This window comes from Bradyrhizobium sp. U531 (genome assembly GCF_051710265.1).
Lineage (GTDB): Bacteria > Pseudomonadota > Alphaproteobacteria > Rhizobiales > Xanthobacteraceae > Bradyrhizobium.
The window spans coordinates 43,565-69,819 of record NZ_JASVEN010000001.1; the positions used below are offsets into that span (position 1 = coordinate 43,565).

General features: G+C 65.5%; 23 protein-coding genes. 19 read left to right on the plus strand and 4 right to left on the minus strand.

All coding sequences use genetic code 11. From position 1 onward, the window contains the following. Positions 1 to 93 precede the first annotated feature (93 nt). On the minus strand, positions 94 to 1,107 hold the full coding sequence (gene galE / locus QRQ56_RS00205; RefSeq protein ID WP_438736668.1) for a UDP-glucose 4-epimerase GalE: 1,014 nt from the start codon (positions 1,105 to 1,107) through the stop codon (positions 94 to 96). 126 nt (positions 1,108 to 1,233) lie between these two features. On the opposite strand from galE, the gene QRQ56_RS00210 reads away from it, so the two are divergent. The 3 genes from QRQ56_RS00210 to QRQ56_RS00220 all read left to right on the plus strand — a co-directional run bounded on the left by QRQ56_RS00210 (position 1,234) and on the right by QRQ56_RS00220 (position 3,126). Then, positions 1,234 to 2,271, plus strand: coding sequence for a glycosyltransferase family 4 protein (locus tag QRQ56_RS00210; RefSeq protein ID WP_438736670.1), 1,038 nt, complete (start codon positions 1,234 to 1,236; stop codon positions 2,269 to 2,271). Between the two features lie 175 nt (positions 2,272 to 2,446). Continuing rightward, a complete protein-coding gene (locus QRQ56_RS00215) occupies positions 2,447 to 2,743 on the plus strand; it encodes a type II toxin-antitoxin system HigB family toxin (RefSeq protein WP_438736672.1) in 297 nt (98 codons plus the stop codon). After that, positions 2,743 to 3,126, plus strand: a complete 384-nt coding sequence (locus QRQ56_RS00220) for a helix-turn-helix domain-containing protein (RefSeq protein ID WP_438736674.1) — start codon at positions 2,743 to 2,745, stop codon at positions 3,124 to 3,126. The genes QRQ56_RS00215 and QRQ56_RS00220 overlap by 1 nt, the downstream gene beginning before the upstream one ends. Before the next feature lie 33 nt (positions 3,127 to 3,159). Here the strand turns inward: QRQ56_RS00220 and waaF are convergent, their stop codons facing one another. Next, complete coding sequence (waaF, locus tag QRQ56_RS00225) at positions 3,160 to 4,260, minus strand: lipopolysaccharide heptosyltransferase II (protein ID WP_438736676.1); 1,101 nt, start codon at positions 4,258 to 4,260, stop codon at positions 3,160 to 3,162. 160 nt (positions 4,261 to 4,420) lie between these two features. On the opposite strand from waaF, the gene rfaD reads away from it, so the two are divergent. The 6 genes from rfaD (at position 4,421) to QRQ56_RS00255 (ending at position 12,358) form a co-directional block, all read left to right on the plus strand. Beyond that, entirely contained in the window at positions 4,421 to 5,401 is a 981-nt protein-coding gene (rfaD, locus tag QRQ56_RS00230; RefSeq protein WP_438736678.1) for an ADP-glyceromanno-heptose 6-epimerase, read from the plus strand. Between the two features lie 24 nt (positions 5,402 to 5,425). Further along, on the plus strand, positions 5,426 to 6,898 hold the full coding sequence (rfaE1, locus tag QRQ56_RS00235; protein WP_438740024.1) for a D-glycero-beta-D-manno-heptose-7-phosphate kinase: 1,473 nt from the start codon (positions 5,426 to 5,428) through the stop codon (positions 6,896 to 6,898). Next, the gene (locus tag QRQ56_RS00240) at positions 6,895 to 8,181 is read left to right on the plus strand and encodes an O-antigen ligase family protein (protein WP_438736680.1); all 1,287 of its coding nucleotides are present in this window, start codon (positions 6,895 to 6,897) and stop codon (positions 8,179 to 8,181) included. The genes rfaE1 and QRQ56_RS00240 overlap by 4 nt, the downstream gene beginning before the upstream one ends. An 84-nt stretch (positions 8,182 to 8,265) precedes the next feature. Continuing rightward, on the plus strand, positions 8,266 to 10,179 hold the full coding sequence (locus QRQ56_RS00245; protein ID WP_438736682.1) for an SDR family NAD(P)-dependent oxidoreductase: 1,914 nt from the start codon (positions 8,266 to 8,268) through the stop codon (positions 10,177 to 10,179). A 2-nt stretch (positions 10,180 to 10,181) separates the two neighbouring features. Next, positions 10,182 to 11,414, plus strand: a complete 1,233-nt coding sequence (locus QRQ56_RS00250) for a glycosyltransferase family 4 protein (protein WP_438736684.1) — start codon at positions 10,182 to 10,184, stop codon at positions 11,412 to 11,414. Then, positions 11,411 to 12,358, plus strand: a complete 948-nt coding sequence (locus QRQ56_RS00255; protein WP_438736685.1) for an NAD-dependent epimerase/dehydratase family protein — start codon at positions 11,411 to 11,413, stop codon at positions 12,356 to 12,358. Before QRQ56_RS00250 ends, QRQ56_RS00255 begins: the two co-directional genes overlap by 4 nt. Here QRQ56_RS00255 and QRQ56_RS00260 read toward each other — a convergent pair. Together QRQ56_RS00260 and QRQ56_RS00265 are read right to left on the minus strand one after the other, a co-directional pair. After that, positions 12,346 to 13,323: an MraY family glycosyltransferase gene (locus QRQ56_RS00260; protein ID WP_438740026.1), complete on the minus strand. Its 978-nt coding sequence runs from the start codon at positions 13,321 to 13,323 to the stop codon at positions 12,346 to 12,348. The two genes, QRQ56_RS00255 and QRQ56_RS00260, sit on opposite strands and share 13 nt — an antisense overlap. Positions 13,324 to 13,376: 53 nt before the next feature. Then, positions 13,377 to 14,336 (minus strand): lysylphosphatidylglycerol synthase transmembrane domain-containing protein, encoded by a 960-nt coding sequence (locus QRQ56_RS00265; RefSeq protein WP_438736687.1) that lies wholly within the window; start codon positions 14,334 to 14,336, stop codon positions 13,377 to 13,379. A 212-nt stretch (positions 14,337 to 14,548) separates the two neighbouring features. On the opposite strand from QRQ56_RS00265, the gene QRQ56_RS00270 reads away from it, so the two are divergent. From QRQ56_RS00270 to QRQ56_RS00315, 10 genes are all read left to right on the plus strand, one after another. After that, a complete protein-coding gene (locus QRQ56_RS00270; protein ID WP_438740027.1) occupies positions 14,549 to 15,538 on the plus strand; it encodes an NAD-dependent epimerase in 990 nt (329 codons plus the stop codon). Between the two features lie 7 nt (positions 15,539 to 15,545). Continuing rightward, positions 15,546 to 16,958: a mannose-1-phosphate guanylyltransferase/mannose-6-phosphate isomerase gene (locus tag QRQ56_RS00275; protein ID WP_438736688.1), complete on the plus strand. Its 1,413-nt coding sequence runs from the start codon at positions 15,546 to 15,548 to the stop codon at positions 16,956 to 16,958. Between the two features lie 183 nt (positions 16,959 to 17,141). Beyond that, entirely contained in the window at positions 17,142 to 18,146 is a 1,005-nt protein-coding gene (locus QRQ56_RS00280) for a Gfo/Idh/MocA family oxidoreductase (protein ID WP_438736690.1), read from the plus strand. A 51-nt stretch (positions 18,147 to 18,197) separates the two neighbouring features. Beyond that, positions 18,198 to 19,349, plus strand: coding sequence for a DegT/DnrJ/EryC1/StrS family aminotransferase (locus tag QRQ56_RS00285; protein ID WP_438740029.1), 1,152 nt, complete (start codon positions 18,198 to 18,200; stop codon positions 19,347 to 19,349). Positions 19,350 to 19,581: 232 nt separating this feature from the next. Beyond that, positions 19,582 to 21,108 carry a murein biosynthesis integral membrane protein MurJ gene (murJ, locus tag QRQ56_RS00290; protein ID WP_438736692.1) on the plus strand — a complete coding sequence of 509 codons (1,527 nt, stop codon included), beginning with the start codon at positions 19,582 to 19,584 and terminating at the stop codon, positions 21,106 to 21,108. 102 nt (positions 21,109 to 21,210) lie between these two features. After that, the gene (locus tag QRQ56_RS00295) at positions 21,211 to 21,552 is read left to right on the plus strand and encodes a DUF6984 family protein (protein WP_438736694.1); all 342 of its coding nucleotides are present in this window, start codon (positions 21,211 to 21,213) and stop codon (positions 21,550 to 21,552) included. A 294-nt stretch (positions 21,553 to 21,846) separates the two neighbouring features. Continuing rightward, entirely contained in the window at positions 21,847 to 22,245 is a 399-nt protein-coding gene (locus QRQ56_RS00300) for a DUF1127 domain-containing protein (protein WP_438736696.1), read from the plus strand. Between the two features lie 24 nt (positions 22,246 to 22,269). After that, positions 22,270 to 23,205: a DUF1152 domain-containing protein gene (locus QRQ56_RS00305; protein WP_438736698.1), complete on the plus strand. Its 936-nt coding sequence runs from the start codon at positions 22,270 to 22,272 to the stop codon at positions 23,203 to 23,205. 111 nt (positions 23,206 to 23,316) lie between these two features. Beyond that, positions 23,317 to 25,626 (plus strand): xanthine dehydrogenase family protein molybdopterin-binding subunit, encoded by a 2,310-nt coding sequence (locus QRQ56_RS00310; protein WP_438736700.1) that lies wholly within the window; start codon positions 23,317 to 23,319, stop codon positions 25,624 to 25,626. 156 nt (positions 25,627 to 25,782) lie between these two features. After that, the gene (locus QRQ56_RS00315; RefSeq protein WP_438736702.1) at positions 25,783 to 26,229 is read left to right on the plus strand and encodes a c-type cytochrome; all 447 of its coding nucleotides are present in this window, start codon (positions 25,783 to 25,785) and stop codon (positions 26,227 to 26,229) included. Positions 26,230 to 26,255 lie beyond the last annotated feature (26 nt).

Here is a 26,255-nt window from a genome sequence, read left to right on the forward strand (position 1 = left end):
AAAGCCTGCCCGCGCGTCAGGGATCGATGGGCCTCTGTGCCCGCTCAGCTGCGGTTTTTCAAGCCCAATTAAGGGCTTGCGTCGGAAGGGAATCTAGGCCGAGGCGGCGTGGCGGAGCTCGCCATGGCGCTCGTGGAACAGCTTGTCCTCCCACGCCAGCGCGTGGGCGGCGATGGTCTCGAGGTCCTCGTATTGCGGCCGCCAGTCGAGCAGGCCGCGGATGCGGCTGGTGTCGGCGACCATGGTCATGATGTCGCCCGGCCGGCGCGGCGCGTATTGCACGGCGAAGCTGCGGCCCGAGACACGGCGCACGGCGTCGATGGTCTCGAGCACCGAATAGCCGCGGCCATAGCCGCAATTCAGCGTCGTCGAGGCGCCGCCATTACGCAAATAGGCGAGGGCCGAACGGTGCGCCTGCGAGAGGTCGGTGACGTGGATGAAGTCGCGGATGCAGCTGCCGTCGGGGGTCGGATAGTCGGTGCCGAACACGTCGATCTTGGCGCGCTGGCCGGTGGCGGCTTCCACCGCGATCTTGAGCAGATGCGTGGCGCCGACGGTGGCAAGCCCGATGCGCGCCTGCGGATCGGCGCCGGCCACGTTGAAATAGCGCAAGGTGACGTACTGCATGCCGTAGGCGGCGGCGACGTCGTGCAGCATGATCTCGGTCATCAGCTTCGACGAGCCGTACGGCGACAGCGGCCGCGTCGGCGCCTGCTCGGGCACCGGCACCATGTCCGGATTGCCGTAGACGGCGGCGGTCGAGGAGAAGATGAAGCGATTGATGCCGCGCTTGACCGCCACGTTGAGCAGGTTGCGCGCGGTCGTGAAATTGTTGCGGTAGTATCCGAGCGGATCTCGCATCGAGTCCGGCACGACGACCGAGCCCGCGAAATGGATGATGCTCTCGATGTTGTGCTGGGCGATCACGCCCTCGAGCAGATTCTCGTCGCCGGCGTCCCCGATGAACAGCGGCACGCCCTCGGGCAGATAGGCGGAGAAACCGGTCGAGAGATCGTCGATCACGACGACGTCCTCGCCGGCTTCCGCCAGCGCGAGAACCGTGTGACTTCCGATATAACCGGCGCCGCCGGTGACTAGCACAGTCATGATCTCACCCGTCTTCGATCAACGCGCAAAGCTAACGCTTGCGTGGTGAAGAGGGGGTATCGGCAGCCCTGAACTGGTCACTATGCTTAATGTTGCGTATAGGGGGCCTGTCAAACGGAGCGTGACGTGGCCAATTTCCCCGGCGATCTCGACGTGATCGTGCCAAATCTGCACAGGCGCTATTCCGGGGTCACAGCGACCAACCGGATGGTGGCGCCGCGGCTGGCGAAACTATATCGCGCCGCCTGGTTCGGCTCGGACGCGCCGGCGGGGATCGCGCGCCTGAGTGTTGCGGATTTGCTGAAGCTGTGGCGGCGCAAGGCGCCGCTGATCTGGCACGCGCGGCGCAACAACGAGATGATCGCGGGCGTCGTGCTGCGCGCGCTCGGCTGGCCGCTCAAGCTGGTGTTCACCTCGGCGGCTCAGCGGCATCACTCATGGATCACGCGCTGGCTGATCCGGCGCATGGACGCGATCATCGCGACGTCGGATCTCTCGGCCTCGTTCCTGAAGGTGAAGGCAACCGTGATCCCGCATGGCGTCGACACCGATGTCTATGCGTCGCCGATAGATCGCGCCGCTGCGTTCGCGGAAGCCGCGCTGCCCGGCCGCTACGCCATCGGCTGTTTCGGCCGCGTGCGTGCGCAGAAGGGCACCGATGTGTTCGTCGATGCGATGTGCCGCCTGTTGCCGCGCCATCCGGATTTCACCGCTGTCATCGTCGGACAGGTCACCGCCGAGCAGACGCCGTTTGCCAACGATCTGAAAAAGCGGATCGAGGCCGCCGGCCTGCAATCGCGCATCGTCATCACCGGCGAGCTGGAAATCGAAGCGGTGCAGCGCTGGTATCAGCGCCTGACGATCTATGCCTTCACCTCACGCAACGAGGGCTTTGGCCTCACGCTGATCGAGGCGATGGCGGCGGGCAGTGCCCTCGTTGCCTCACGCGCCGGCGCAGCCGAGCTCGTGGTCGAGGATGGCGTGACGGGTGTGCTGATCCCGACGGGCGATGCCGATGCGCTGGCGGCTGCATTGGAGCCGCTGATGCGCGACGTCGCCGCCGCAACGGCGATGGGCGAGAGGGGGCGGGCGCGGGTGCTGGAAAAATTCAGTCTCGATGCCGAAGCGGCGCGGATCGGCGAGGCTTATCGGCCCTTGCTCTGAGCCCGTCGTCGCTCGGGCGGATTAAAGATCGCAAAACAACCCCATGCAAAGTAGCCGGGCTCAACGAAATCAACGGCTTGGCGACGAGGGGATCGGCTGCAGACCTCTTGAAGTCATTCGACTTGTTCCCGGCACGGGAATTATATTGATCCCATTATGGGAGCATGTTATGACAATGAACGTCATCGCCAGAAAGGCCCTGAAGCTGTTCTGGGAGCGCTACCCCAAGGCGCGGACCCCTTTGGGGACTTGGTATGAAATCGTGTCCAAGGGCGATTGGAACGGCCCGGCTGATCTTAAAAAGGCGTTCGGCAACAACGTGGACTTCGTCGGCGACAACAGAGCCATCTTCGACATAGGCGGCAACAAGTATCGCCTCGTGGTTCATTTCTCCTACACGTTCAAAACAGCTCTGATCAAGTTTGTCGGTACGCACGAAGAGTATGACGGAATAGACGCGGAGACCGTGTGATGATGGACGTAAGGCCTCTTCGCAATGAACAGGATTACGATTGGGCGATCGGCGAAGTGTCCCGCTATTTCGAGGCTGAGCCGGCGCTTGGCACGCCTGATGGTGATCGCTTCGAAGTCTTGTCGTCACTCATCAAGGAATACGAAGACAATCACTTCGCGACCAGGAGTGGCGATCCAGTCGACGTTCTCCATTTTGCAATCGAGTCGATGGGACGGTCGCAGTCGGAATTGGCGGCTCTGATTGGTCGCAACCGGGCGTCCGAGATTTTGAATCGCGTCCGTCCACTGACTCTCGAGATGATCCGGATCATCAGCAGGGAATGGGGCATTCCCATCGATGCCCTGACGGCTCGCTATGAGCTGACGCGCGCCCACGCTTGACTCCATCGGCTCCGCCTTCCGCGGAGCACGCGCTCACGTCGTCGCCCGCGCTTCCTCCAGCACGCGCCGCGCGATCCCCACCACCTCGCTCGCCGTGATGTTCCGCATGCAGCGGTGGTCGTTCATCTTGCAGATCGTGCTCTGGCAGGGCTGGCAGGACAGCTTTTCCTTGTCCTGCACCACGGTCGCGGCGAGGCCGTTGAGCGGGGCCCAGAGATAGGGGCTGGTCGGGCCGAAGATGCCCATGGTGGGCGTGCCGAGGGCGGCTGCGATGTGCATCAGTCCGGAATCGTTGGAGATCGCGACGCCGGCCGCGGCCATGGCCAGCACGCCGTTGCGCAAATCGTTGCCGGTGAGGTCACGCACCCCAGGGCCGCCAGCGGTCCCCGGCCCGCCAGCGGTCCCCGGGCCGCCGGCGGCGACGATCTCCTGGGCAAGGCCCTTTTCGCCGGGGCCGCCGACCACCCAGACTTCGAGCCCGCGCTCGACCAGCAGGCGGGCTGCCTCCGGATAGGACGTCCAGCGCTTGGAGACGCCGACCGAGCCGGGGGCGAGCGCCACCGCGGCTCCCGCGCCGAGGCCGTTGGCCTGGCGCCAGCGGACGATGTCCTCGGGCTGAACGCGCAATTGCGGCACCGGCCATTCCGGGGGCAGGGGAGCGCCGTCGGGCTGGGCCAGGGCGGCGTTCTTGTCGATGAAGCGCGGCAGCTTCTTCTCGCCCCAGCGCCAGCGGTTGAGCAGGCCGAAACGGAACTCGCCGACAAAGCCGACCCGTTCGGGGATACCCGCCAGTGCGGGCGCGATGGCCGCCTTCCAGGTCCGCGGCAGCACCAGGGCCGTGCCGTAGTTCCCCTTCCGCAGGAGCTTCGCCAAGGCCAGCTGGCGGCCAACGGCTAGCCGGCCGCGCGGCAGGTCCCAGACGATGGCCTGACGCACGCCCGGCATGTAATCCACCAGCGGGGCGCAGAGGGAGGTGGTCAGGAGATCGACGGGCCGGTTGGGCCAGCGCTCCTTCAGGACCCGGACCACTGTGTGATTCCGGACGAAGTCGCCGATCCACATGTAGGGAATGATCAGAATCGGGCGCGTGTCGCTCCGCTCTGCATCTCCGCTAAGTGTCGAATCTCGGTTCATTCGTTAAATGGGGCCGGGCGATCTGATTGAGGCGGTTCGGTAGCCGCTCCGGGCCGGCAGGTAAAGCCGGCAGACCGCCCAATCCCAAAACCGCTTACACTTTGGCGGCTCATGCGCTACGGCAGGACCGGGTCGCAAAAAATCGGGCAGGGATTTCGGAATGTTGCTGGTGACCGGCGGGGCCGGTTTTATCGGGTCGAATGTCGTGGCCGCGCTCAATGACGCCGGCCGCAGCGACGTCGTCGTTTGCGATTTTCTCGGCAACGAGGGCAAGTGGCGGAATCTCGCCAAGCGCCAGCTTGTGGACATCGTCCCGCCGGCCGAGCTGATGGACTGGCTGAAGGACCGCAAGCTGGACGCCGTGATCCATCTCGGTGCGATTTCGGCGACCACCGCGACCGACGGCGACCTCGTGTTCGAGACCAATTTCCGCCTGTCGACGCGCCTGCTCGACTGGTGCACGGCGAGCGCCGTGCCGTTCATCTATGCCTCCTCGGCGGCGACCTATGGCGATGGCGAGACCGGTTTCGACGACGACGCCTCGCTTGCCGCATTGAAGAAGCTTCGGCCGATGAATCTCTACGGCTGGAGCAAGCACATGTTCGACCTTGCGGTCGCCGGGCGCCTCGCGAACGGCGATCCGTTGCCGCCGCAATGTGTGGGCCTGAAATTCTTCAACGTGTTCGGCCCCAACGAATACCACAAGGGCTCGATGATGAGCGTGCTGGCGCGCCGCTTCGACGACGTCAAGGCCGGCCGCGTCGTGCAATTGTTCAAGTCGCATCGCGAGGGCATCGCCGACGGCGACCAGCGTCGCGATTTCATCTATGTCGACGACGTCGTGCGCGTGATCATGTGGCTGCTGGCGACGCCGTCGGTGTCTGGCCTTTTCAATGTCGGGACCGGCAAGGCGCGCAGCTTCAGGGATCTGATGCTGGCGGCCTATGCGGCGCTCGGCGCCAGGCCCAACATCGAATATATCGACATGCCCGAGCAGATCCGCGGGGCCTACCAATACTTTACCCAGAGCGAGGTCGATCGCCTCCACCGCGCCGGTTATAACGGCGGCTTCACGACGCTCGAGGATGCCGTGAAAGCCTATGTCGGGGACTATCTCGACCGGCCTGACCGTTTCCGCTGAGGCCCCTTGACCATGCCGACGCCCATTCTCGATTTCGACGCCCTCGCGAAAGCCATCTCAGGCCGCACGGTGCTGTGCATCGGCGACATCATGCTGGACGAGTTCGTCTATGGCGAGGTGTCGCGGATCTCGCCGGAAGCGCCGACGCCGGTCATCGCCGCGCAGCGCAGCGAGATCCATATCGGCGGCGCCGGCAACGTCGCGCGCAATGTCGCCTCTCTCGGCGCGCGCTGCATCTTCGTCGGCCTCGTCGGCGATGACGATGCGGGCAAGCGGCTCGCCTCGGCGCTTGGCGAGCAGGCCGGAATAGAAAGCGTGCTGGTGTGCGATCCGTCGCGGCCGACCACGCGAAAGGTCCGTTTCGTCTCCGAGCATTTTTCAACGCACATGCTGCGCGCGGATTGGGAGCAGGCGGCGCCTGCATCGGACGACATCGAGACCAGGCTGATCGAGGCGATCCTGCCGCAGATCGCGCGCGCCGACATCGTGCTGCTGTCGGACTACGCCAAGGGCGTGCTGACGGCGCGCGTCATCCGCCACACCATCGACGCCGCGAAAAAGCTCGGCAAGCCCGTGATCGTCGACCCCAAGAGCCTGAACTGGGCGATCTATCGCGGCGCCACGCTGCTCACGCCCAACCGCAAGGAATTCTCGGAAGCGACGCGCAGCCGCGCCGACACGCCGCAGAGCATCGTCGATGCCAGCGAGGACGTGATGCGGCTCGCCGACTGCGAGGCGATCCTGGTCACGCAGGGCGAGCACGGCATGACGCTGGTGCCGCGGGGCGGCGAGGCCGTTCACGTTCCGGCAGTCCCGGTGAAGGTGCGCGATGTCTCCGGCGCCGGTGACACCGTCGCCGCCGCGCTCGCGGTCTCGCTTGCGACCGGCGCAGACTGGAACACGGCGCTGCGCATCGCCAACGCCGCTGCCGCCGTCGCCGTCGGCAAGCAAGGCACCGCCAACGTGAGCGCGGCCGAGCTGCGCCGAAAGATCCTGCCGCATGCCACGCTCGCGGCCGAAGAGAAGATCGTGCTCGATCCGGCCGCGCTCGACGCGCAGCTCGCCGATTGGAGAAGGCAGGACCTGCGCGTCGGCTTCACTAATGGCTGTTTCGACATCCTGCATCCCGGCCACGTCAAGGTGCTGACCGCGGCGCGCGCCGCCTGCGACCGCCTGATCGTGGGGCTCAACAGCGACGGCTCGGTGCGGCGGCTGAAGGGCGCCGAGCGGCCGGTCCAGGACGAACGGGCGCGAGCCGAGGTGCTCGCCGCGCTCGAGGCCGTCGATCTCGTCGTCATCTTCGAAGAGGACACGCCGATCGACCTGATCAGGCGCGTCAAGCCCGGCGTGCTGGTGAAGGGCGGCGACTATACCCGCGAGCAAGTGGTCGGCCACGAGATCGTCGAGGAGGCGGGCGGGGTGGTCGTGCTGGTCGACATCCTCCAGGGCTTCAGCACGACGGCGCTGGTGCACCGCGCCCGGGGGGGCGGCAAGTGACGGCGCTCGCACGCGAGACGACCGGCCAAATGTTGCTTCGCCGTCTGCGCAGCCCGGCCGCCTGGAGCGAGACCGTCGATATCTTCGCGGTTCTGACCGCGGCCTCGCTGCCCTGGTCGACCTCGCTTGCAGGGATATTCAACGCGCTGATGCTGCTCTGCATGGTGCCGTTCCTCGACGTCCGTGCCTTCCTGCAATCCTTGAAACGTCCAATCTGTCTGGCTCCGATTGCACTGGTCGTGCTCGCGCTGGTGGGAACGCTCTGGTCGGACGCGCCTTGGGGCGCGCGCTCCTACGCGATCAATCCGACCATCAAGCTGCTGGTGCTGCCGGTCCTGCTCTATCATTTCGAGCGGTCGCCGCGCGGCCGCTGGATCTTCATCGCCTTCCTGGTGTCCTGCGCCCTGTTGTCGGTGATGTCGTGGCTGGTCGCATTCTACCCGAACCTCGCGCTCAAGACCGATCCGGCCGAACGCGGCATTTTCGTCAAGAACTACATCGACCAGAGCCAGGAATTCGCGCTCTGCGCGGTCGCGCTCGCCTATCCGATCGTGACGCTGCTGCGCGAGAAGCGATACTGGTTCGCCACCCTGCTGACGGCGCTGGCGCTCGGCTTCTTCGTCAACATGACGTTCGTGGTGGTGTCGCGCACCGCGCTCGTCACCGTTCCGATCATGTTCGGCGTGTTCGCGCTGGTTCATCTGAAATGGCGCAGCATCGCGCTCATCACGGCCGGTTTGCTCGCCGTCGCCGTTCTCGCCTGGCAGGCCTCGCCGCATTTGCGGCATACGGCCGAGAGGTTCTCCGACGACTACACGCGCTATGTCGAAAGGGGCGAGCCGACCTCGCTCGGCCTGCGGCTCGAATTCTGGCGGAAGTCGCTCGGCTTCTTCGCGCAGGCGCCGATCATAGGGCATGGCACCGGTTCGACGCGTGGATTGTTCGAACGCGTCGCGACGCCCGGGGGGCAGTACCAGGCGTCCGCCGAGGTGATCGGCAACCCGCACAACCAGACGCTCAACGTCGCCGTACAATGGGGCGCGGTCGGCGTCGCCGTTCTCTACGCCATCTGGATTCTGCATCTGCTGCTATTTCGCGGCGAGGGGCTCGCGAACTGGATCGGGCTCCTGGTGGTGGTGCAGAACGTCTTCACCTCGCTGTTCAATTCCCATCTGTTCGATTTCCACGAGGGCTGGATGTACGTCATCGGCGTCGGCGTCGCCGGCGGCATGGTGCTCCGGGCACAACAGCCGCGGGCGAAGATGGGGGAAGCCGGTTCCTGAGCGGCCGCGCGGCTGGCAAGTCTGGTCCAGATGGGCTATCAGCGCGGTCAGGTTGCACCTAACTGGGTTTTCATCGGTCGGCGGATGACGCGTCTTTCGCATCTCAACTTGCGCAATTTCCTGATCGCGCTCCACGACCTGCTGGCGACCACGGCGGCGCTTTTTGCCGCCTTCTATCTGCGATTCGAGGGTGGCGACGGCTTCTTCGACCGCTTGCCGCTGCTGTTCCAGATCCTGCCCTACTTCCTCGCCTTCAGCGTGGTCGTGTTCTTCATCTTCAATCTGACCACGACGAAGTGGCGCTTCATCTCGCTGCCTGACGCGCTGAACATCATCCGCGTCGCGACCGTGCTGACGGTCGCCCTGCTCGTGCTCGACTACATCTTCGTCGCCCCCAACGTCCGCGGTGCCTTCTTTCTCGGCAAGGTGACGATCGTCCTCTACTGGTTCCTCGAGATCTCCTTCCTCAGCGCGCTGCGCATGGCCTACCGCTACTTCCGCTATACGCGGGTGCGGCGTCACGCGAGGGGCGGGGATGCCGCGCCGACGCTGCTGATCGGCCGCGCCGCGGATGCCGAGGTGCTGCTGCGCGGCATCGAGAGCGGGGCGATCAAGCGCATCTGGCCGGTCGGCGTGCTGTCGCCATCGAGCTCGGACCGCGGCCAGTTCATCCGCAACGTGCCGGTGCTGGGCGGCATCGACGACATCGAGGACGTCATCGCCGACTTCGCCAAACGCAACAAGGCGATCGCGCGCCTCGTCATGACGCCGTCGGCGTTCGATCCGGAGGCGCATCCGGAATCGATCCTGATGCGGGCGCGCAAATTGGGCGTGATCGTCAACCGCATGCCGTCGCTGGAAAGCGGCGACACGCCGCGGCTCACGGCCGTCGCGGTCGAGGACCTGCTGCTGCGGCCGAGCGAGACGATCGACTATGCCCGCCTGGAAGCCCTGATCAACGGCAAGGCGGTGATCGTCACCGGCGGCGGCGGCTCGATCGGTTCCGAGATTTGCGAGCGCGTCGTCGCCTTCGGCGCCGCGCGGCTTCTGATCGTGGAGAATTCCGAGCCGGCGCTCTACGCGATCACCGAGGCGCTCGCCGCGCGGGACACGGCGGCCGCGATCGAGGGGCGGATTGCCGACATTCGCGACCGCGAGCGCATCACCCGCCTGATGAACGAATTCAAGCCGGACATCGTGTTCCACGCCGCCGCGCTCAAGCACGTGCCGATCCTCGAGCGCGACTGGAGCGAGGGCGTCAAGACCAACATCTTCGGCTCCATCAACGTGGCGGATGCCGCGGTTGCCGCCGGCGCCGAAGCCATGGTGATGATTTCGACCGACAAGGCGATCGAGCCGGTGTCGATGCTCGGCCTGACCAAGCGCTTTGCCGAGATGTACTGCCAGGCGCTGGATCACGACCTCACCTGCGGGCCGCACGGAGCCAGGCCGCCGATGCGCCTGATCTCGGTCCGGTTCGGCAACGTTCTCGCCTCGAACGGGTCGGTGGTCCCGAAATTCAAGGCGCAGATCGAGGCCGGCGGTCCGGTGACGGTGACGCATCCCGACATGGTCCGCTACTTCATGACCATTCGCGAGGCCTGCGATCTCGTCATCACCGCGGCGACGCATGCGCTTGGAACGCAGCGTCCCGATGTTGCGGTCTATGTGCTCAACATGGGCCAGCCGGTGAAGATCGTCGATCTCGCCGAGCGCATGATCCGCCTCTCGGGCCTGCAGCCCGGCCACGACATCGAGATCGTCTTCACCGGGATGCGGCCCGGCGAGCGCCTGCACGAGATCCTGTTCGCCTCCGAGGAGCCGACCCGCGAGATCGGCGTTGCCGGCATCATGGCGGCGCAGCCGAACGAGCCGCCGATGCAGACGCTGCGCAAATGGATCACGGCGCTGGAGCAGGCGGTCGCGCGCGACGATCGCGCCACCATCAGGACCATCCTGAAGGATGCGGTGCCCGAATTCGGGTCGACCGCGGCCTGACCATGCAGCCCCAAGACAGGATCGCCGGCAAGATCGTCGTCGCGAGCCAGCATTATCCGCCGGACAGCAGCACGACGGCGGCGATCATGGCCGAAATCGCCTGCCGTCTCGCCAGCGAGCACGAGGTGGTGGTGCTCTCGGGCTGGCCGGGTGCGTTGCCTCCCTCGCAGACCGGTCCCGGCAAGCCGCGCGTGGTTGCGATCAGGAACCACATGTCGGGCAAGGCGGCGCTGGTGCGGCGCGCGATGTCCGAGCTGCTGTTCGCGGCGCGCACGTTCTTCGCCTTGATGCGGCAATTGAGGCGGGGAGACGTCGTGCTCACGGTCACCGCGCCGTTCATGCTGCCTTACGCGGTGGCGGCGGCGGCGAGGCTGAGGGGCGCGCGCTCGGCGCTGATCATGCACGACCTCTTCCCCGACGTGCTGGTGATGGCGGGCCTGCTGAAGCCTCGCTCGCTCGTGACGCGGACGATGCGGGCGGCCAACAGCCTGATGTTCCGCGCGCTCAATGCCGTCATCACCATCGGCCGCGACGCGGAGCGGCCGCTGCTGAGCTATTCCGGCATGACGCGGAGCAAGATCCGCTTCATCCCGAACTGGGCAACGCTCGTGCCCGCGCCGCGGCCGGTTGCGCCGGACAATCCGTTCCGCAAGAATGTCTCCGCGCGCTACATCGTCGGCCTCTCGGGCAATCTCGGCTTCACCCATGATCCCGAGATCGTGTTCGAGGCGGCTCGCTTGCTGAAGGACGACACGGACATTCACTTCCTGCTGTCGGGCTGGGGCATCGGTTTCGAACGGCTGAAGCAATTGCAGGCGGCGGCGAACCTTTCCAATGTCTCCTTTGTCGGGCGGGTCGAGGATTTCGAGCTCGAGGCGTTTCTGGCATCGGCTGATCTGTGGATCATTCCGTACCGCAAGGACGTTGCGGGGGTGTCGGTGCCGAGCCGGTTCTACAATCTGCTGGCGGTCGGCCGCCCCGTGGTGCTGGTGTCCGAGCAGGAGGCCGAGGCGGCGCTGACCGTGGTGGAGCACGGGCTCGGCTGGGTGGTGGCGCCGGGCCGCGCCGACGAGCTCGCGGCGACGATCCGCGCGGCATCGCGTTGCGACGACGGCAGCCTCGCGGCCCGCGCCGTGAAGACCGCGGCGCGGTTCGACAGGACGACCGCCATGAACGCCTATGCGGCGCTGGTCGACGAATTGTTGCACAACCCGGACCTGGCGGAGCAACGATGAGCGAGAAGAAACCGGTCGTGCTGGTGACGGGAGCGAGCGGCTTCGTCGGCCGCCATGTCGTGCCCGCGCTCGTGCGCGCGGGCTGGTCGGTCCGCCGCGCGGTCCGCACGCCGCAAGGCGTCGGCGACGAGGTCGTGATCGAGACGATCGGTCCCGAGACCGATTGGCGCGCCGCGCTGGAGGGGGTGGACGCCGTCGTCCATCTTGCCGCGCGCGTCCACCACAAGAACGAGGAGCATGCGGTCCAGCTCTACCGCAACGTCAACATCGCCGGCACGCTGCAACTGGCACGCAGTGCCGCCGCCGCCGGCGTGCGCCAGTTCATCTTCGTCAGCACCGTGCTCGTGCACGGCCGCAGCAACGAGGGCCGCGTCGCGTTCAGCGAGAACGACATCCTGACGCCGCGCGGCCTTTACGGCATGTCCAAGGCCGCGGCCGAGGCCGGCTTGAGAACGCTGGCGCGCGACAACGGCATGAAGATCTCGGTGATCCGGCCGCCGCTGGTCTATGGCGCGGGCGCCAAGGGCAATTTCGCGCTGCTGACGCGCGCGGTCAGTCTGGGGCTGCCCCTGCCTCTGGGCTCGATCCGCAACCACCGCGCATTCCTTGCCGTGCAGAACCTCGCGTCGTTCATCCTGCATCGGCTCGGTCACCCCGATCCCGTCAGCAATTTCGAGATCTTCCTCGTGGCCGACAGGGAGCAGGTGTCGACGCCGGAATTCATCGAGCGGCTCGCCGGGGCATCCGGCAAGAAGCTGCATTTGTTCGGCGTGCCGCCGGGCCTGCTCGGTACGCTGCTCGGCGCGATGGGCCGGCAGGATACGCAGGACAGCCTGATCGGCTCGCTCGAGCTCGACATCTCCAAGGCGATCGCCACCGGTTGGCAGCCGCAGGTTTCCCTCGACGAGGGATTGCGCCTGGCGCTGTCGGATCAGCAGGACTGAGCGCGGGAGAAGCGCCGCAGCACGAAGGCGACGGCGACAGCGCCGGCCAGCAGGGCCAGGATCGTGATCGTCGTCGAGCCGGCGCGAACGGTGACGATGGCCAGCAGGGCCAGCACGAGATTGAGCATGAACACGTCGCCGATCACGCGCGGGACCGCGAAGCCGTTGTCGGTGGCGCGTTGATAGAAGTGCGTGCGGTGTGCCGACCAGAACGGCTCGCGCCTGATGATGCGCCGACACAGCGTGATGGTGGAATCCGCAAGGTAATAGGCCGGCAGCAGCAGCGCCGCGGCGGGATGTCCGTGCCAGGCGAGTTCGAGCAGGCACCAGCCGAGCAGAAGGCCGATCGGCAGGCTGCCGACATCGCCGAGGAAGACCATCGCGCGCGGACGGTTGAACGGGGCAAAGCCGAGCATGGCACCGCACAGCGCCGTGGCGAGCAGCCCGGCGGACGGCGATAGCTCGCCGAGCCAGCCGAGCACACCGAGCGCGGCCGTCACCGGCACCACCTCCGCCGCCGTCATCAGGTCGAGCCCGTCCATGAAGTTGACGAGGTTCACGAACCAGATTCCGGCGAGCAGGATGAGGCCGCGCTCCAGCGCAAGCGGCAGCGCCGGCACGATGCGCGCGCTCTCGGGTGCCGTGAAGACGACGGCGGCGACGGCTGCCGCCTGCAACACCAGGCGGACCAGCACGGGCAGAGGCCTGATGTCGTCGACGAGCCCGACCAGGGCGATCACGAGGGCGGAGCCGATCAGGGACAGGGGAATTGCGCCGGTGGCCCAGGCCGCCCAGGGCGCAGCCACCAGCAAGGTGGCTGCGATGACCGCGATGCCGGCGCCTTGCGGGGTCGGGATCTTGTGCGACGAGCGCGCGTTCGGACGCGCCAGCGCATAACGCTGCAGCAGCGGCATGCTCAGCCAGGTGATGCAGGCGGAGATCAGCGCAGCCAGCACGGCCGGCATGAGCGCGAGCAGCAGCAGTCCGGCCGCAAGGTCCGGACCGGCGACGAACGTCGTCACTCCGGCACCCCGATCGGCGCCGTCCCTTGCGCGGCCTTTTCCGCGCTGAGGATCCAGACCAGACCGCCGACCGCGCCGACGATGAAGAACACCGCGCCATACAGCAGCGAGACGTTGACGCCCTCATTGGTGGCGAGCCCGGCGAAGCCGAACGCCAGGCCCATCGTGGCCTCGCGCACGCCCCAGCCCGCGATCGAGATAGGCATCATCGTGATCAGCATCACCGGCGGCACGAGCAGGAAGACGTCGCTGAAGCCAACCGGGGCGGCGATCGACTGCACCACGCACCAGGCGATGACGACGGCGAGCACGTGCACGAGGATGGAGAGGATTGCGATGGCCGGCCCGCGGCTGCGGCTGAAGATCACGCGGTTCGCGATCACCGCGCAGGCGTGAAGGTGGTGGGTGGCCCACCACGTCTTCAGCCAGCGCCAGTTCAGCGCGCCGAAGATCAGGAAGCCGACGCCGCCGGCGAGCGCCAGGAGGTCGACGAGCAGCAGCGCCGAACGCCCGTGCGCATCGGTGATCAGCGTGTAGCTCCAGGGCAGGCTGCCGACGATGAGAACCGCGAGCGCGATCAGGCCGATCGCGCGGTCGACGAAGATCGAGTAGGTGGCCGCACGCCAGCCGGCGCCGGCGCGCGCGACGAGCCAGAGCCGGACCGCGTCGCCGCCGATCGCCGACGGCAGTGTCTGGTTGAAGAAGGAGCCGATCACGTTGTAGCGCATGGCCCGGCCGAGCTCGAGCGGCGCACCGCAGGCGGCGCTGATCTCGCGCCAGCGCAGCACGCCGACGAAGATTTGCAGGAACGTGATCGCGATCGCGAGGCCAATCCAGAACAGGCTGGTCACGGTGAAGCGCGACAACAGCTCGGTCAGGTCGACCTTGCGCAGCGCCAGATAGAGCAGCGCCACGGAAATCAGGATTTTGGCCGCAGAAAGCAGGATTCGGCGCATCTCGCCCGCACGACAGGGTTTGCGAAGATTTGAGGCAACCCGACGCGAGGCGTCGAATTCGGCCGCTTTGGTATGGTTTTGGCGCCGATCTTGCAATAGCCCTCGTACAAGTGTCCCCTCGCAAAGGAGCCTCACGTCGGGCGCGGCGGGCCTATTGCGACCCCCTCGACGTCGCGGCTAAACAGGATCGGGCTAGGGATCCAGGGAACAGGATGACGGATCAGGCGATTTTGGTCACGGGGGCGGCCGGCTTCATCGGCTTTCACGTCGCCCGGCAGCTCCTCGGCGAGGGCCGCATTGTCGTCGGGCTCGACAATCTCAATTCCTATTACGATCCCGCGCTGAAGCGGGCGCGCCTGGCGCTGCTGCAGGGCGATCCCCGTTTCTCCTTCGTCGAGGCCGATCTGGCCGACCGCGAAACGATGGCGGCGCTGTTTGCGCGGCATGGTTTCACCGAAGTGGTGCATCTGGCGGCGCAGGCCGGCGTGCGCTACTCGATCGAGCAGCCGCACGCCTATGCCGATTCCAATCTGGTTGGCTTTCTCAACGTGCTCGAGGGTTGCCGCAACAACGGCTGTCGTCATCTCGTCTACGCATCGTCATCTTCCGTCTATGGCGCCAACACAAAAATGCCATTTGCGGTTGCTGACCGGACCGATCATCCCGTGAGCTTCTACGCCGCGACCAAGAAGGCGAACGAGGTGATGGCGCAATCCTACAGCCATCTCTATCGCCTGCCGGTCACGGGCCTGCGCTTCTTTACCATTTACGGGCCATGGGGACGGCCCGACATGGCCATGTTTCTGTTCGTGAACGCCATCCTGGCGGGCAAGCCGATCCGGCTGTTTAACCATGGCCAGATGCGCCGCGACTTCACCTATATTGATGATGTCACGCGTGTAGTATCCAAGCTGATCGATCTTGTGCCCGCGAACGATCCGGCTGCCGCAAATGCGCCGTTTAAGCTCTACAATGTCGGCAATCACCGCCCGGAGGAACTGATGCACGTCGTCGGTCTTCTGGAGCGCGAGCTGGGCCGGACGGCGATCAAAGAATTGCTGCCGATGCAGCCGGGAGATGTGCTGGAAACGTTCGCGGATGTCGAGGATTTGATGCGCGACACCGGCTTTGCACCGTCAACGCCGATCGAGCATGGGGTCCATAATTTTGTCACCTGGTATCGGGACTACTTTAGGGTTTGAGATGACGATGGACAAACGCATAATCCCCCTGATCATGTGCGGCGGCGCCGGCACGCGGCTGTGGCCGGCTTCGCGCGAGGTGCGGCCCAAGCAGTTCCTGCCGCTGTTCGGCACGCGCTCGACCTTCCAGGACACGCTGCTGCGCGTCTCCGATCCTTCCCTGTTCGACCGGCCCATCGTCATCACCAACGCGTCCTATCGATTCATGGTGCTGGAGCAGCTCGCCGAGATCGGCATCGAGGCCGACGTGATCCTCGAGCCGATGCGCCGCGATTCCGGTCCCGCGATCGCCGCCGGCGCGGTGTTCGCGCAGAACCGCGCCAATGAAGCCATCGTGCTCGCGCTCGCGGCCGATCACGTCGTGCAGGACAATGCCGCTTTCGTCGCCGCCTGCCGCGAGGGGCTTGCCGCCGCGAGCACCGGGCGCATCGTCACCTTCGGCGTCAAGCCGGAGCGGCCCGCGACCGAATACGGCTACATCAACCCGGGCGAGGTGATCTCCGGCGAGGTGCATGCGGTCACGCGCTTCGTCGAGAAGCCGGATGCGGTGAAGGCCTCCGACTACGTCAATTCGGGCTATCTCTGGAACAGCGGCAACTTCATGTTCCCGGCGAGCGTCCTGCTCGACGAATATCGCAAGGTCGACGCGGCAAGCGTCGAGGCCATCACCAATGCGGTCAACAATGCCGGCCGCGATCTCGGCTTCGTGACGCTGGAGCCGGAGGCGTTCGGCGCGGCCAAGGCGATCTCGATCGACTATGCCGTGATGGAGAAGACGTCGCGCGCCGCCGTCGTGCCGGTGTCCTGCGGCTGGTCCGATGTCGGCTCCTGGCACGCGGTGTGGGAATTGTCCGACAAGGACGCGCAGGGCAATGCCGCGCATGGCAGCGCCGTGTTCGAAGACTCCCGCAACTGCAACGTCACCACCGACCAGGCGCTGGTCGCGCTCGAAGGCGTCGACGATCTCGTCGTGGTCGCGACCGCGGATGCGGTGCTGGTCTCGCGCCAGAAGGATGCCAACGGGCTGAAGCGTCTCGTCACCAAGCTGAAGGCGGTCGCGCCGAAGGTCACCGAGGAGCATCTCAAGGTGCACCGGCCCTGGGGCAGCTACCAGTCGGTCGACAATGGCGAGCGCCACCAGGTCAAGCGCATCGTGGTGAAGCCGGGCGGGCGGCTGTCGCTGCAGAAGCATCATCATCGCGCCGAGCACTGGATCGTGGTGCGCGGCACGGCGCAGGTCACCGTCGACGAGACCGTGAAGATGGTGCACGAGAACGAGTCGATCTACATCCCGATGGGCGCGGTCCATCGCATGGAGAACCCCGGTAAAATCATGCTGGAACTCATCGAGGTCCAGACTGGAAGCTATCTCGGGGAGGACGACATCATCCGGATTGAAGACGACTACCAAAGGTCGTAACCAGCAAGCTCCGAATCACGCGACCCGGGCCCGACAAGCGGTATCTTTTTCGGCTTAAGGCCCGGGGAACGTGTAACTTTTTGAATCAAATCGTGTCCGGGCCGCAAGGGTGGCATTCGCCACAAATGTGGCGTCCGTGCTAGAAGCGCGCCGGGGATTTGCGTTGAATCGGGGTTTACTCACATGAGTTCCAAGGGATCTGCACCGGCAAAGGCCGGCTTGCGCGTCGGCGTCATTGGTGCCGGCGTGATGGGCAGCAACCATGCGCGCGTGCTCAGCGGCCTGCCGGGGGTGAGCCTCGTCGGCGTCGTCGATCCTTCGCCCGCCCATCGCACCCGTGCGACGGAACTTGCCAATTGCCCGAGCTTCGAGACGCTCGACCAGTTGTTCGCCGCCGGCGTCGATGCCGTCACCATCGCAGCTCCGACCCATCTGCATCACGAGGTCGCGCTCGCCTGCATCGCCCAGAATATCCATGTCCTGGTCGAGAAGCCGATCGCGTCCACGGTCGAAGAGGGCCGCGAGATCGTCTCTGCCGCGCAGAAGGCCGGCGTCACGCTGATGGTCGGCCATGTCGAACGCTTCAATCCGGCGGTCGCCGCCGTCAAGCAGGCCATCGCAGGCGAAGATATCCTCTCCATCGCGATCACCCGCGTCGGCCCGTTCCCGCCGCGCATGTCCAATGTCGGCGTCGTCATCGACCTCGCCGTGCACGACATCGACCTGATCCGCTGGTTCACCGAATCCGACATCGTCGAGGTGCAGCCGCAGCTCTCGAGCGCGATCGCCGAGCGCGAGGACATCGCGCTGCTGCAATTCCGCACCGCCAACGGCGTGCTCGCGCACATCAACACCAACTGGCTGACGCCGTTCAAGGCGCGCAGCGTCACGGTCGCCACGCGCGGCAAATACGTGATGGGCGATCTCTTGACGCGCCAGGTCACCGAATGCTTCGGCTTCAAGCCTGACGGCAGCTACTCGATGCGGCATCTGCCGGTCGGCCATGACGAGCCGCTCCGCGCCGAGCTGATCGCGTTCCTCAAGGCCGTGCGCAACGGCGAGACGCCGGCAGTCACCGGTGACGAAGGCGTCGCCAGCCTCGAGATCGCAACCCAATGCCTCGAGACGCCGTCACGGCCCGCAGCGACGTCGTCGGCCGTCAAGGGCCCGCGCCGCGTCGCCGGCTGATCCCCGTCCATGTCGACCGCTCACGACCAGCAAGGCGCCAAGAGCCAGACCATGAACCAGCATCTTCGTTCCGAACCCATTCCCTTCATCGACGTCGCCTCGCAGCGCCGCCGGCTCGGCGCCTCGCTCGATGCCGCGGTCAAGCGCGTGCTCGACCATTGCCAGTTCGTCAATGGCCCCGAAGTCGCTGAGCTCGAGAAGCAGCTCGCGGCTTATAGCGGCGCCAAGCACGTCATCGGCTGCGCCAGCGGCACCGACGCGATCCTGATGGTGATGATGGCGAAGAATGTCGGGCCCGGCGATGCCGTGCTGTGTCCGTCCTTCACCTTCATCGCGACGGCCTCGCCCGTGGCGCGGACCGGCGCAACGCCGGTTTACGTCGATGTGGACGAGACCACCTTCAACATGAGCCCGGACTCGCTCAAGCGCGGCATCGCGACCGCCCGCAAGGCCGGCCTCAAGCCGGTCGCGGTGATTCCGGTCGACCTGTTCGGCCAGCCCGCCGATCACGATGCCATCGCCGAGATCGCTCGGGCCGAAGGCCTGTTCGTGCTCGATGACGCTGCGCAAGGCTTTGGCGCGAGCTACAAGGGCCGCAAGCTCGGCACTTTCGGGCTCGCCACCGCCACCAGCTTCTTCCCGGCCAAGCCGCTCGGCTGCTTCGGCGACGGCGGCGCGATCTTCACCGATGACGACGAGCTCGCGGCGACGCTGCGCAGCATCCGCGTGCACGGGCAGGGCGTCGATAAATACGACAACGTCCGCCTCGGCCTGACCGGCCGGCTCGACACCATGCAGGCCGCGATCCTGATCGAGAAGCTGAAGATTTTCGACGACGAGATCGCCGCCCGCAACAGGGTCGCGGAGCGCTACGCGCGCGGCCTGAGCAACGTCGTGACCGTGCCGCGCCTGACGCCCGGCAACACTTCGGTCTGGGCGCAGTATACGATCCGTCTTCCCAAGGGGACCGACCGCGACGGCTTCGCTGCCGCGCTAAAAGCCCAGGGGGTGCCGACCGCGATCTATTACGGCAAGTCGATGCATCAGCAGACGGCCTACAAGCAATATCCGGTCGCCGAGGGTGGCCTGCCGGGTTGCGAGAGCCTGTCGCAGGACGTCATCAGCCTGCCCATGCATGCCTATCTGACCGAAGCCGACCAGGAACGAATCATCGCCGCCGTGCAGGGCGCGCTGGCGGGTTGATCTCGCGCTTTCTGCTGCGCTGGCCGTCATGCCCGGGCTTGTCCCGGGCATCCACGTTCTTTGTGCTGCGTGAAGACGTGGATGGCCGGGACAAGCCCGGCCATGACGCTGTTGCGACTGTCGGAGCACGCTAGCGAACGCGTCGGGTCCTATCGCCCGACCCGCAGGGAGAAGCGGACCTCCGACGCAGCTTCCACCTAGACCTAATCGCGCCATGCTCTAAAACAGGCGCATGCTCGGACGCATCTTCACGGTCGGTGGTTACACGCTGCTCTCGCGGCTGACGGGGTTTGCCCGCGACATCATGCTCGCGGCGATCCTCGGCGCCGGCCCCGTGGCCGATGCCTTTTTCGTGGCGCTGCGGCTGCCCAATCATTTCCGCGCGATCTTCGCGGAGGGCGCCTTCAACGCCGCCTGGGTGCCGGCCTATGCCCATGTCCATGGCGAGAAGGGCGAGGCGGCGGCGCACCTGTTCGCCGACCGCATCTTCACGCTGCTGCTGGCCTCGCAGGTGGTGCTGCTGATCGTCGCCTGGCTGTTCATGCCGCAGGCCATGAGCATCCTGGCGCCGGGCTTTTCCGAGGATGCCGAGCAGCGCAGGCTCGCGATCGAGCTCACCCGCATCACTTTTCCTTATCTGCTGCTGATCACGCTGGTGACGCTCTATGGCGGCATGCTCAACGTGATGCAGCGCTTTGCCAGCGCAGCGGCGGCGTCGATCTTCCTCAACGTCGCGATGATGATGACGCTGGCGGTTGCCGTCTGGTTTCCGACCGCAGGCCACGCCGCGGCGTGGGGCGTGCTCATCTCCGGCTTCCTGCAGTATTTCCTGCTCGCCGGCGATCTCGCCCGCCATGGCGGCCTGCCGCGCTTTGCGCCCCTCAAGCTCGACGAGGACGTGCGCGGCTTCTTTAGGGCGTTGGGACCTGCGACGCTGGGCTCGATGGGCACGCAGGTCGCGCTGTTCGCCGACACCATCATCGCGACCTTCCTGCCCGCGGGCGCGCTGTCCGCGCTGTATTACGCCGACCGCCTCAACCAGCTCCCGATCGGCGTGATCGGCATCGCCATCGGCACCGTGCTGCTGCCGGAGATGTCGCGGCGAATCACGGCCAACGACCTCGAGGGCGCGATGAAGGCGCAGCGCCGCGCCTTCGACTTCACGCTGCTGTTCTCGATCCCGTTCGTCGCGGCGTTCCTCACCGTGCCCGACGAGATCATGCGCGCGCTGTTCGCCCGCGGCGCGTTCTCCAAGGCCGATGCGGTTGCCGCTGGCGCTACGCTCGCGGCCTATGCGATCGGCCTGATCCCCTTCGTGCTGATCCGCAGCGCGGTCGCGACCTTCTATGCGCGCAAGGATACGGCGACGCCCGTGCGGGCGTCGCTGACCGGCATCGCCGTCAACGTCGCCCTGAAGGTCGCCTTGATGGGATCGCTGGCCCAGATCGGCCTCGCGCTGGCGACGGCTGTCGGTGTCTGGACCAATCTCCTGCTGGTGCTGTTCTTCGCCGTGCGACGCGGCTTCCTCGTGCTCGATCGCGCCTGGCTGATGTCACTCGCAAAATTCCTGCTGACTGGCATCATCCTTGCCGCCACGTTCTTGCTGATCGCGCGCTTTGGCGGTCCCTTGTTAGGTTCGATTCATTTCCGTGATGAATTGACGCTGGTCCTGCTCGCCGTCGGCGGCACGACCGTCTATGCGCTCACGATCCTCGTTTTGTTCGGCCGGCGCTGGCTGGTCTCGCTGGTGCGCGGTTAAGGCGGCCTGCGGCAAGCCTTAGTGAAAGTTCGACCGCGGACCACAGGCGGACATCGTAAGCGCGGCGTGACATAATCATGCCCTCAGTCCCTATGAGAGAAAATGGCACGCCCGCTGACCCCCATCGAGCGAGACTTGGTTGTCTTCATTCTAGGACCATCCTCAGCTTCGTATGGCCATTTTGACCTTGTGGAAGACATGAACGACGGTGGAATGGGTAGCCTTCGCTTTGTGGGCAGCGAAGACCGGCGTCTCGGCAAGTGTATTGGCGAGGCCGAATTTGACGATGCAGATGGGGTGCCGGTCTCGGTCGCGCTGAACGTCGATCAGTACGGACAATTGTTTGAACTCGATTTCTGGAAAGTGGATTTTTCGCCATTGAAGCAGATAGCGGCTCTAGAAGAATTCCGACGCCCGGCTTCGGACGCTCAGGACCCTGGATAAGACCCGCGCTCGACCCGTTCGGACATTCAGTCTGCAGCGGAGCGAAGAGTTCGCCTCCAGGCTGCAACCAACATTCGTACATCTCTTGATTTCGCGCGATCGCCGTGGTAGGTGTCGCTCATGATTAAACGTTCGCGCACCGTCAACCGCAACCACATGACCCGCTTCGGCTGGGCCGTGGGAGGAGTCGTGCGCTAGGAATACGACGACATCTTTTCCACCAGGCCCCGCCGGCATCGGACGGGGCCTTTTCTTTGGCCACGCTCCCTGCCGGCTCAACAGCAGGAGCATGCGATGCCACCCCAATTGACGACCATCACATCCGAGTCCGAGCGCGATGCCGCAGTGCTCCGCCTCGACCGCTCGATCGCGTTGGCAAAGGAAGCCATGGACGAGGTCTTGACGGCTGCGGCGCGCGTTAACGCATCCGTTGCAACGCCGCGCAGCACCTTCCCGCGAGGGGAAGACGCGCGCGGGGCGGCCGAACCGGCGCAAAGCCTCCTCGGCCTGCTCACGCAATACTGGGATGCGCTTCGGCGCCGGCATTCGCAGGTAGCGTTGCAGGGCCTGAGCGACAGGGAGCTGCGGGATATCGGCCTGACGCGCGGCGAAATCGACTACCTCACGCCCCAACGCGCGGTCGATGCGTTGAGAGATCGTGCGGCTGATCTATGGCGCCGAGGTGTGATATGAGCGGTCAACCAAACGGCTCTTTAAATGATTCCGTTTATTGAACGGCTGAATCACGCGACCAATGTGCTCATTGCGGGCTGCGGCGGCGGCTTCGACGTCTTCGCCGGAGTTCCGCTTGCGCAGCATTTGACCGCGCGTGGCAAGAACGTTGTGTTCGCCGGCCTGTCTTTCACGAACTTGTGGCTGTGCGGCGGTGAGCGTGTCGGCGAGACGGTTTGGCGCGTCGACCAGAGCGCCGCCGAGATTCCGTACTTCCCGGAGAAATGGCTGGCCGAATGGCTCGCCCGGGGCGAACAGCTCGTGCCAATCTATGCGTTTGCGAAGAGCGGCGTTCGGCCACTGGCCGCGGCGTATCGCTCGATCATCGATCGTCACGACATCGACACGGTTATTCTGGTGGATGGCGGCACAGACAGCATCGTCTTCGGCGACGAACCGGGTGTCGGCAGCGTCGTTGAGGATGCGGTCACGCTTGTGGCTGCCGATCATGCCGCGGGCGAGAACGTGCTGCTGGCGGCGATCGGCTTTGGCGTGGATCACTATCACGGGGTCTCACATCACGCTTTTCTGGAGAACGTCGCTCAACTGATTCGCGATGGCGGGTTTCTCGGCGCGTTCGCGTTGTCGCAGGGCAGCAAGGAAGTCGATGCCTTCCTCGATCTGGTCGATTATGCGAACCAGAGGCAGCCGCAGCATCCGAGCATTGTTTGCAATTCGATCGCAAGTGCGCTGCGGGGCGAGTTCGGTAACTATCATGCCACCAACCGGACCAGCGGGAGCGAGCTTTTCATCAACCCGCTCATGGCACAATATTGGACGTTCCGATCCTCGGCGGTGGTTCGCCGTATCGAGTATGCGGGAGAGCTGGGTGAGACCGAGCGTGCGGAAGACGTCCGCCGGATCATCGATCTTCACAGGGAAATGACCGAGCTGCGACCTTTTCGTCCGATCCCGCTCTGACAGGGCAGGCTCGGGCCGAATCCTCGCGACCAGGCCCGCCTAAACCCGTTTGCCTTGCCAGTTTTTCCACGGCAATATGCCCGCAAAACAACCATGGAACGGGAAGATAAAATGGCGGCTCCCATCAAGTTCGGCGTTGGCCAAAGCGTGCTGCGCAAGGAGGATGACGCGCTCATCCGCGGCAAGGGCCGCTATACCGACGATTACGCGCCGCAGGCTGTGCTCCGCTGCCTGATGCTGCGCTCGCCGCATGCGCATGCCAAGTTCACCATCGATGTCAGCCGCGCCCGCGGACTGCCCGGCGTGGCGCTGATCCTGACAGCCGCCGATGTCGGCGATCTCGGCGATCTGCCGTGCCTGTTCAACCTCGAGACCGACCCGTTCAAAGGGCCTCCTTATCCGATCCTGGCCAAGGACGAGGTGCGCCATGTCGGCGATTCCGTTGCCTTCGTCGTCGCCGAGACCATCGACCAGGCCCGTGACGCGATCGAGGCGATCGAGGTCAAATGGTCGCCGTTGCCGGCGGTGACCGGCGTCGTCAACGCCGTGAAGAAGGGCGCGCCGCAGGTCTGGCCCGACAAGGCCGGCAATGTGCTGTTCGACGTCTCGATCGGCGACAAGAAGGCGACCGAGGCCGCGTTCGCCAAGGCGCATGCGGTCGCCGAGATCTCGATCGTCAATCCGCGCGTGGTCGCGAGCTTCATGGAGACGCGCGCGGCGGTGTGCGAATATGATGCCAAGCGCGATCATCTGACGCTGACGGTCGGCAGCCAGGGCAGCCACCGCCTGCGCGACATCCTGTGCCAGAACGTGCTCAACATCCCCACCGACAAGATGCGGGTGATCTGCCCCGACGTCGGCGGCGGGTTCGGCACGAAGCTGTTTCCGTACCGGGAATACGCCCTGATGGCGGTCGCCGCGCGAAAACTGAAGAAGGCGGTGAAATGGGCCGCCGATCGCTCCGAGCATTTCATGGGCGACGCGCAGGGCCGCGACAATGTCACCACCGCGAAGATGGCGCTGGCCGAGGACGGCAAGTTCCTCGCGATGGATTGCGACCTGATGGGCGACATGGGCGCGTACCTCTCCACCTTCGGGCCCTACATCCCGCATGGTGGCGCCGGCATGCTGCCGGGCCTCTACGACATCCAGGCCTTCCATTGCCGGGTGCGCACCGTCTTTACCAACAGCGTACCTGTGGACGCCTATCGCGGCGCGGGCCGCCCCGAAGCCGCCTATGTCATCGAGCGTCTGGTCGATGCCTGTGCGCGCAAGCTCGACATGACGCCGGATGCCATCCGCCGCAAGAACTTCATCCAGCCGAAGGCGCTGCCGTACAAGACCGCCACCGGCAAGATCTACGATTCCGGCGACTTCGCCGCGCATCTCAAGCGCGCGATGGAGATCGCCGAGTGGAAGGAATTTGGAAAGCGCGCCAAGGCGGCCAAGAAGGGCGGCCTGATCCGCGGCATCGGGCTTGCGAGCTATGTCGAGGTCTGCGGCACCATGGGCGAGGAGACCGCCAATGTGCGGATGAACCCTAACGGCGACATCACCGTCCTGATCGGCACCCAGTCGAGCGGGCAGGGCCACCAGACCGCCTATGCGCAGATCGTCGCCGAGCAGTTCGGCGTCGCGCCCGAGCGCGTGCATATCCACCAGGGCGACACCGACGAGATCAAGACCGGTCTCGGCACCGGCGGCTCGGCCTCGATTCCCTCGGGCGGCGTCAGCGTCGAGCGCGCCACGCGTGAGCTCGGGCAGAAGCTCAAGGAGATTGCGGCGCAAGCCCTGGAGGCCAGCGCCGGCGACCTCGAGATTTCGGAAGGCGTGGTGCGCATCGCGGGCACCGACCGTTCGATCTCGTTCGCCGATCTCGCCAAGCGACCCGGCGCCGATCCGTCGAAGCTGAACGGCAGCGCGACCTTCGCCAGTGCCGACGGCACCTATCCCAACGGCACCCATGTCGCGGAGGTCGAGATCGATCCGGCCACCGGCATCATCAGAATCGTCAACTACGTGATCGTCGATGATTTCGGCAAGACGCTCAATCCGCTGCTCTTGGCCGGCCAGGTGCATGGCGGCGCCATGCAGGGCATCGGCCAGGCGCTGATGGAGCAGGTGGTCTATGGACCCACCGACGGCCAGCTCATCACCGCGACCTTCATGGACTATGCGCTGCCGCGTGCGGCGGACGGGCCGGCCTTCGTGTTCGAGACCGCCAACGTCCCCTGCAAGACCAATCCATTGGGCGTGAAGGGGGCGGGCGAGGCCGGCGCGATCGGCTCTTGTCCCGCCATCGTCAACGCTATCGTCGACGGGCTCTGGCGCGAATACAAGATCGACCACATCGACATGCCGGCGACCCCCGAGCGGGTCTGGATCGCGATCAGCGAGCATCATCGCCGTCACAGCCTGTAAGTCCAAGCAAACCGCGGAACGCGTGTTGCGGGCTCAGCCAACGATCCGGCGTGCGACGATTTATCGTCGCGCGCCGGAGGGAATGAAATCTGCCAATCGGTGTTGGCCCATGGAGGGGTCGGCACGATCCTGAGATCAAGGAAAGGGATTTTGCGAATGAAGAGAGTTTTGATTGTCGGGGGCGCGCTGCTGCTCGGAATGGGCGCGGTTTGGGCGCAACAGGACTCCGTCAAGGAAGTTCAGACCCTCATGAAGGGCAACGGCAAGAATGCCGGCGCGGTGTCGGCGATGGTCAAGGGCGAGAAGCCCTACGACCAGGCCACGGTGGATAGCGCGCTGGCGCAGTTCGAAGATACCGCCAAGAAGCTGCCGAACCTGTTTCCGGCCAGCGCCAAGGGCGTGAAGCTCGACGGCGACTACTCGACCTCGCCGAAGGTCTGGGAGGACAAGGCCGGCTTCGACGCCAAGATCGCAAGCTTCGCCAAGGTCGTCGGTGAAGCCAAGGGCAAGATCAAGGACCTCGACTCGCTCAAGGCGAATTTCCCGGCCGTGGGCAAGGAATGCGGCGGCTGCCACGAGACCTTCCGCGTCAAGAACAGCTGAGGCGAGGATCGTAGCCCGGATGGCGC

Excerpts from the sequence above, each read along its gene's own strand:
- galE (WP_438736668.1), bottom strand. The coding sequence starts at position 1,107 with ATGACTGTGCTAGTCACCGGCGGCGCCGGTTATATCGGAAGTCACACG.
- QRQ56_RS00215 (WP_438736672.1), top strand. The coding sequence starts at position 2,447 with ATGAACGTCATCGCCAGAAAGGCCCTGAAGCTGTTCTGGGAGCGCTAC.
- QRQ56_RS00220 (WP_438736674.1), top strand. The coding sequence starts at position 2,743 with ATGATGGACGTAAGGCCTCTTCGCAATGAACAGGATTACGATTGGGCG.
- waaF (WP_438736676.1), bottom strand. The coding sequence starts at position 4,260 with ATGAACCGAGATTCGACACTTAGCGGAGATGCAGAGCGGAGCGACACG.
- rfaD (WP_438736678.1), top strand. The coding sequence starts at position 4,421 with ATGTTGCTGGTGACCGGCGGGGCCGGTTTTATCGGGTCGAATGTCGTG.
- QRQ56_RS00245 (WP_438736682.1), top strand. The coding sequence starts at position 8,266 with ATGACGCGTCTTTCGCATCTCAACTTGCGCAATTTCCTGATCGCGCTC.
- QRQ56_RS00250 (WP_438736684.1), top strand. The coding sequence starts at position 10,182 with ATGCAGCCCCAAGACAGGATCGCCGGCAAGATCGTCGTCGCGAGCCAG.
- QRQ56_RS00255 (WP_438736685.1), top strand. The coding sequence starts at position 11,411 with ATGAGCGAGAAGAAACCGGTCGTGCTGGTGACGGGAGCGAGCGGCTTC.
- QRQ56_RS00260 (WP_438740026.1), bottom strand. The coding sequence starts at position 13,323 with ATGCCGGCCGTGCTGGCTGCGCTGATCTCCGCCTGCATCACCTGGCTG.
- QRQ56_RS00265 (WP_438736687.1), bottom strand. The coding sequence starts at position 14,336 with ATGCGCCGAATCCTGCTTTCTGCGGCCAAAATCCTGATTTCCGTGGCG.
- QRQ56_RS00270 (WP_438740027.1), top strand. The coding sequence starts at position 14,549 with ATGACGGATCAGGCGATTTTGGTCACGGGGGCGGCCGGCTTCATCGGC.
- QRQ56_RS00275 (WP_438736688.1), top strand. The coding sequence starts at position 15,546 with ATGGACAAACGCATAATCCCCCTGATCATGTGCGGCGGCGCCGGCACG.
- QRQ56_RS00280 (WP_438736690.1), top strand. The coding sequence starts at position 17,142 with ATGAGTTCCAAGGGATCTGCACCGGCAAAGGCCGGCTTGCGCGTCGGC.
- QRQ56_RS00285 (WP_438740029.1), top strand. The coding sequence starts at position 18,198 with ATGAACCAGCATCTTCGTTCCGAACCCATTCCCTTCATCGACGTCGCC.
- murJ (WP_438736692.1), top strand. The coding sequence starts at position 19,582 with ATGCTCGGACGCATCTTCACGGTCGGTGGTTACACGCTGCTCTCGCGG.
- QRQ56_RS00295 (WP_438736694.1), top strand. The coding sequence starts at position 21,211 with ATGGCACGCCCGCTGACCCCCATCGAGCGAGACTTGGTTGTCTTCATT.
- QRQ56_RS00300 (WP_438736696.1), top strand. The coding sequence starts at position 21,847 with ATGCCACCCCAATTGACGACCATCACATCCGAGTCCGAGCGCGATGCC.
- QRQ56_RS00305 (WP_438736698.1), top strand. The coding sequence starts at position 22,270 with ATGATTCCGTTTATTGAACGGCTGAATCACGCGACCAATGTGCTCATT.
- QRQ56_RS00310 (WP_438736700.1), top strand. The coding sequence starts at position 23,317 with ATGGCGGCTCCCATCAAGTTCGGCGTTGGCCAAAGCGTGCTGCGCAAG.
- QRQ56_RS00315 (WP_438736702.1), top strand. The coding sequence starts at position 25,783 with ATGAAGAGAGTTTTGATTGTCGGGGGCGCGCTGCTGCTCGGAATGGGC.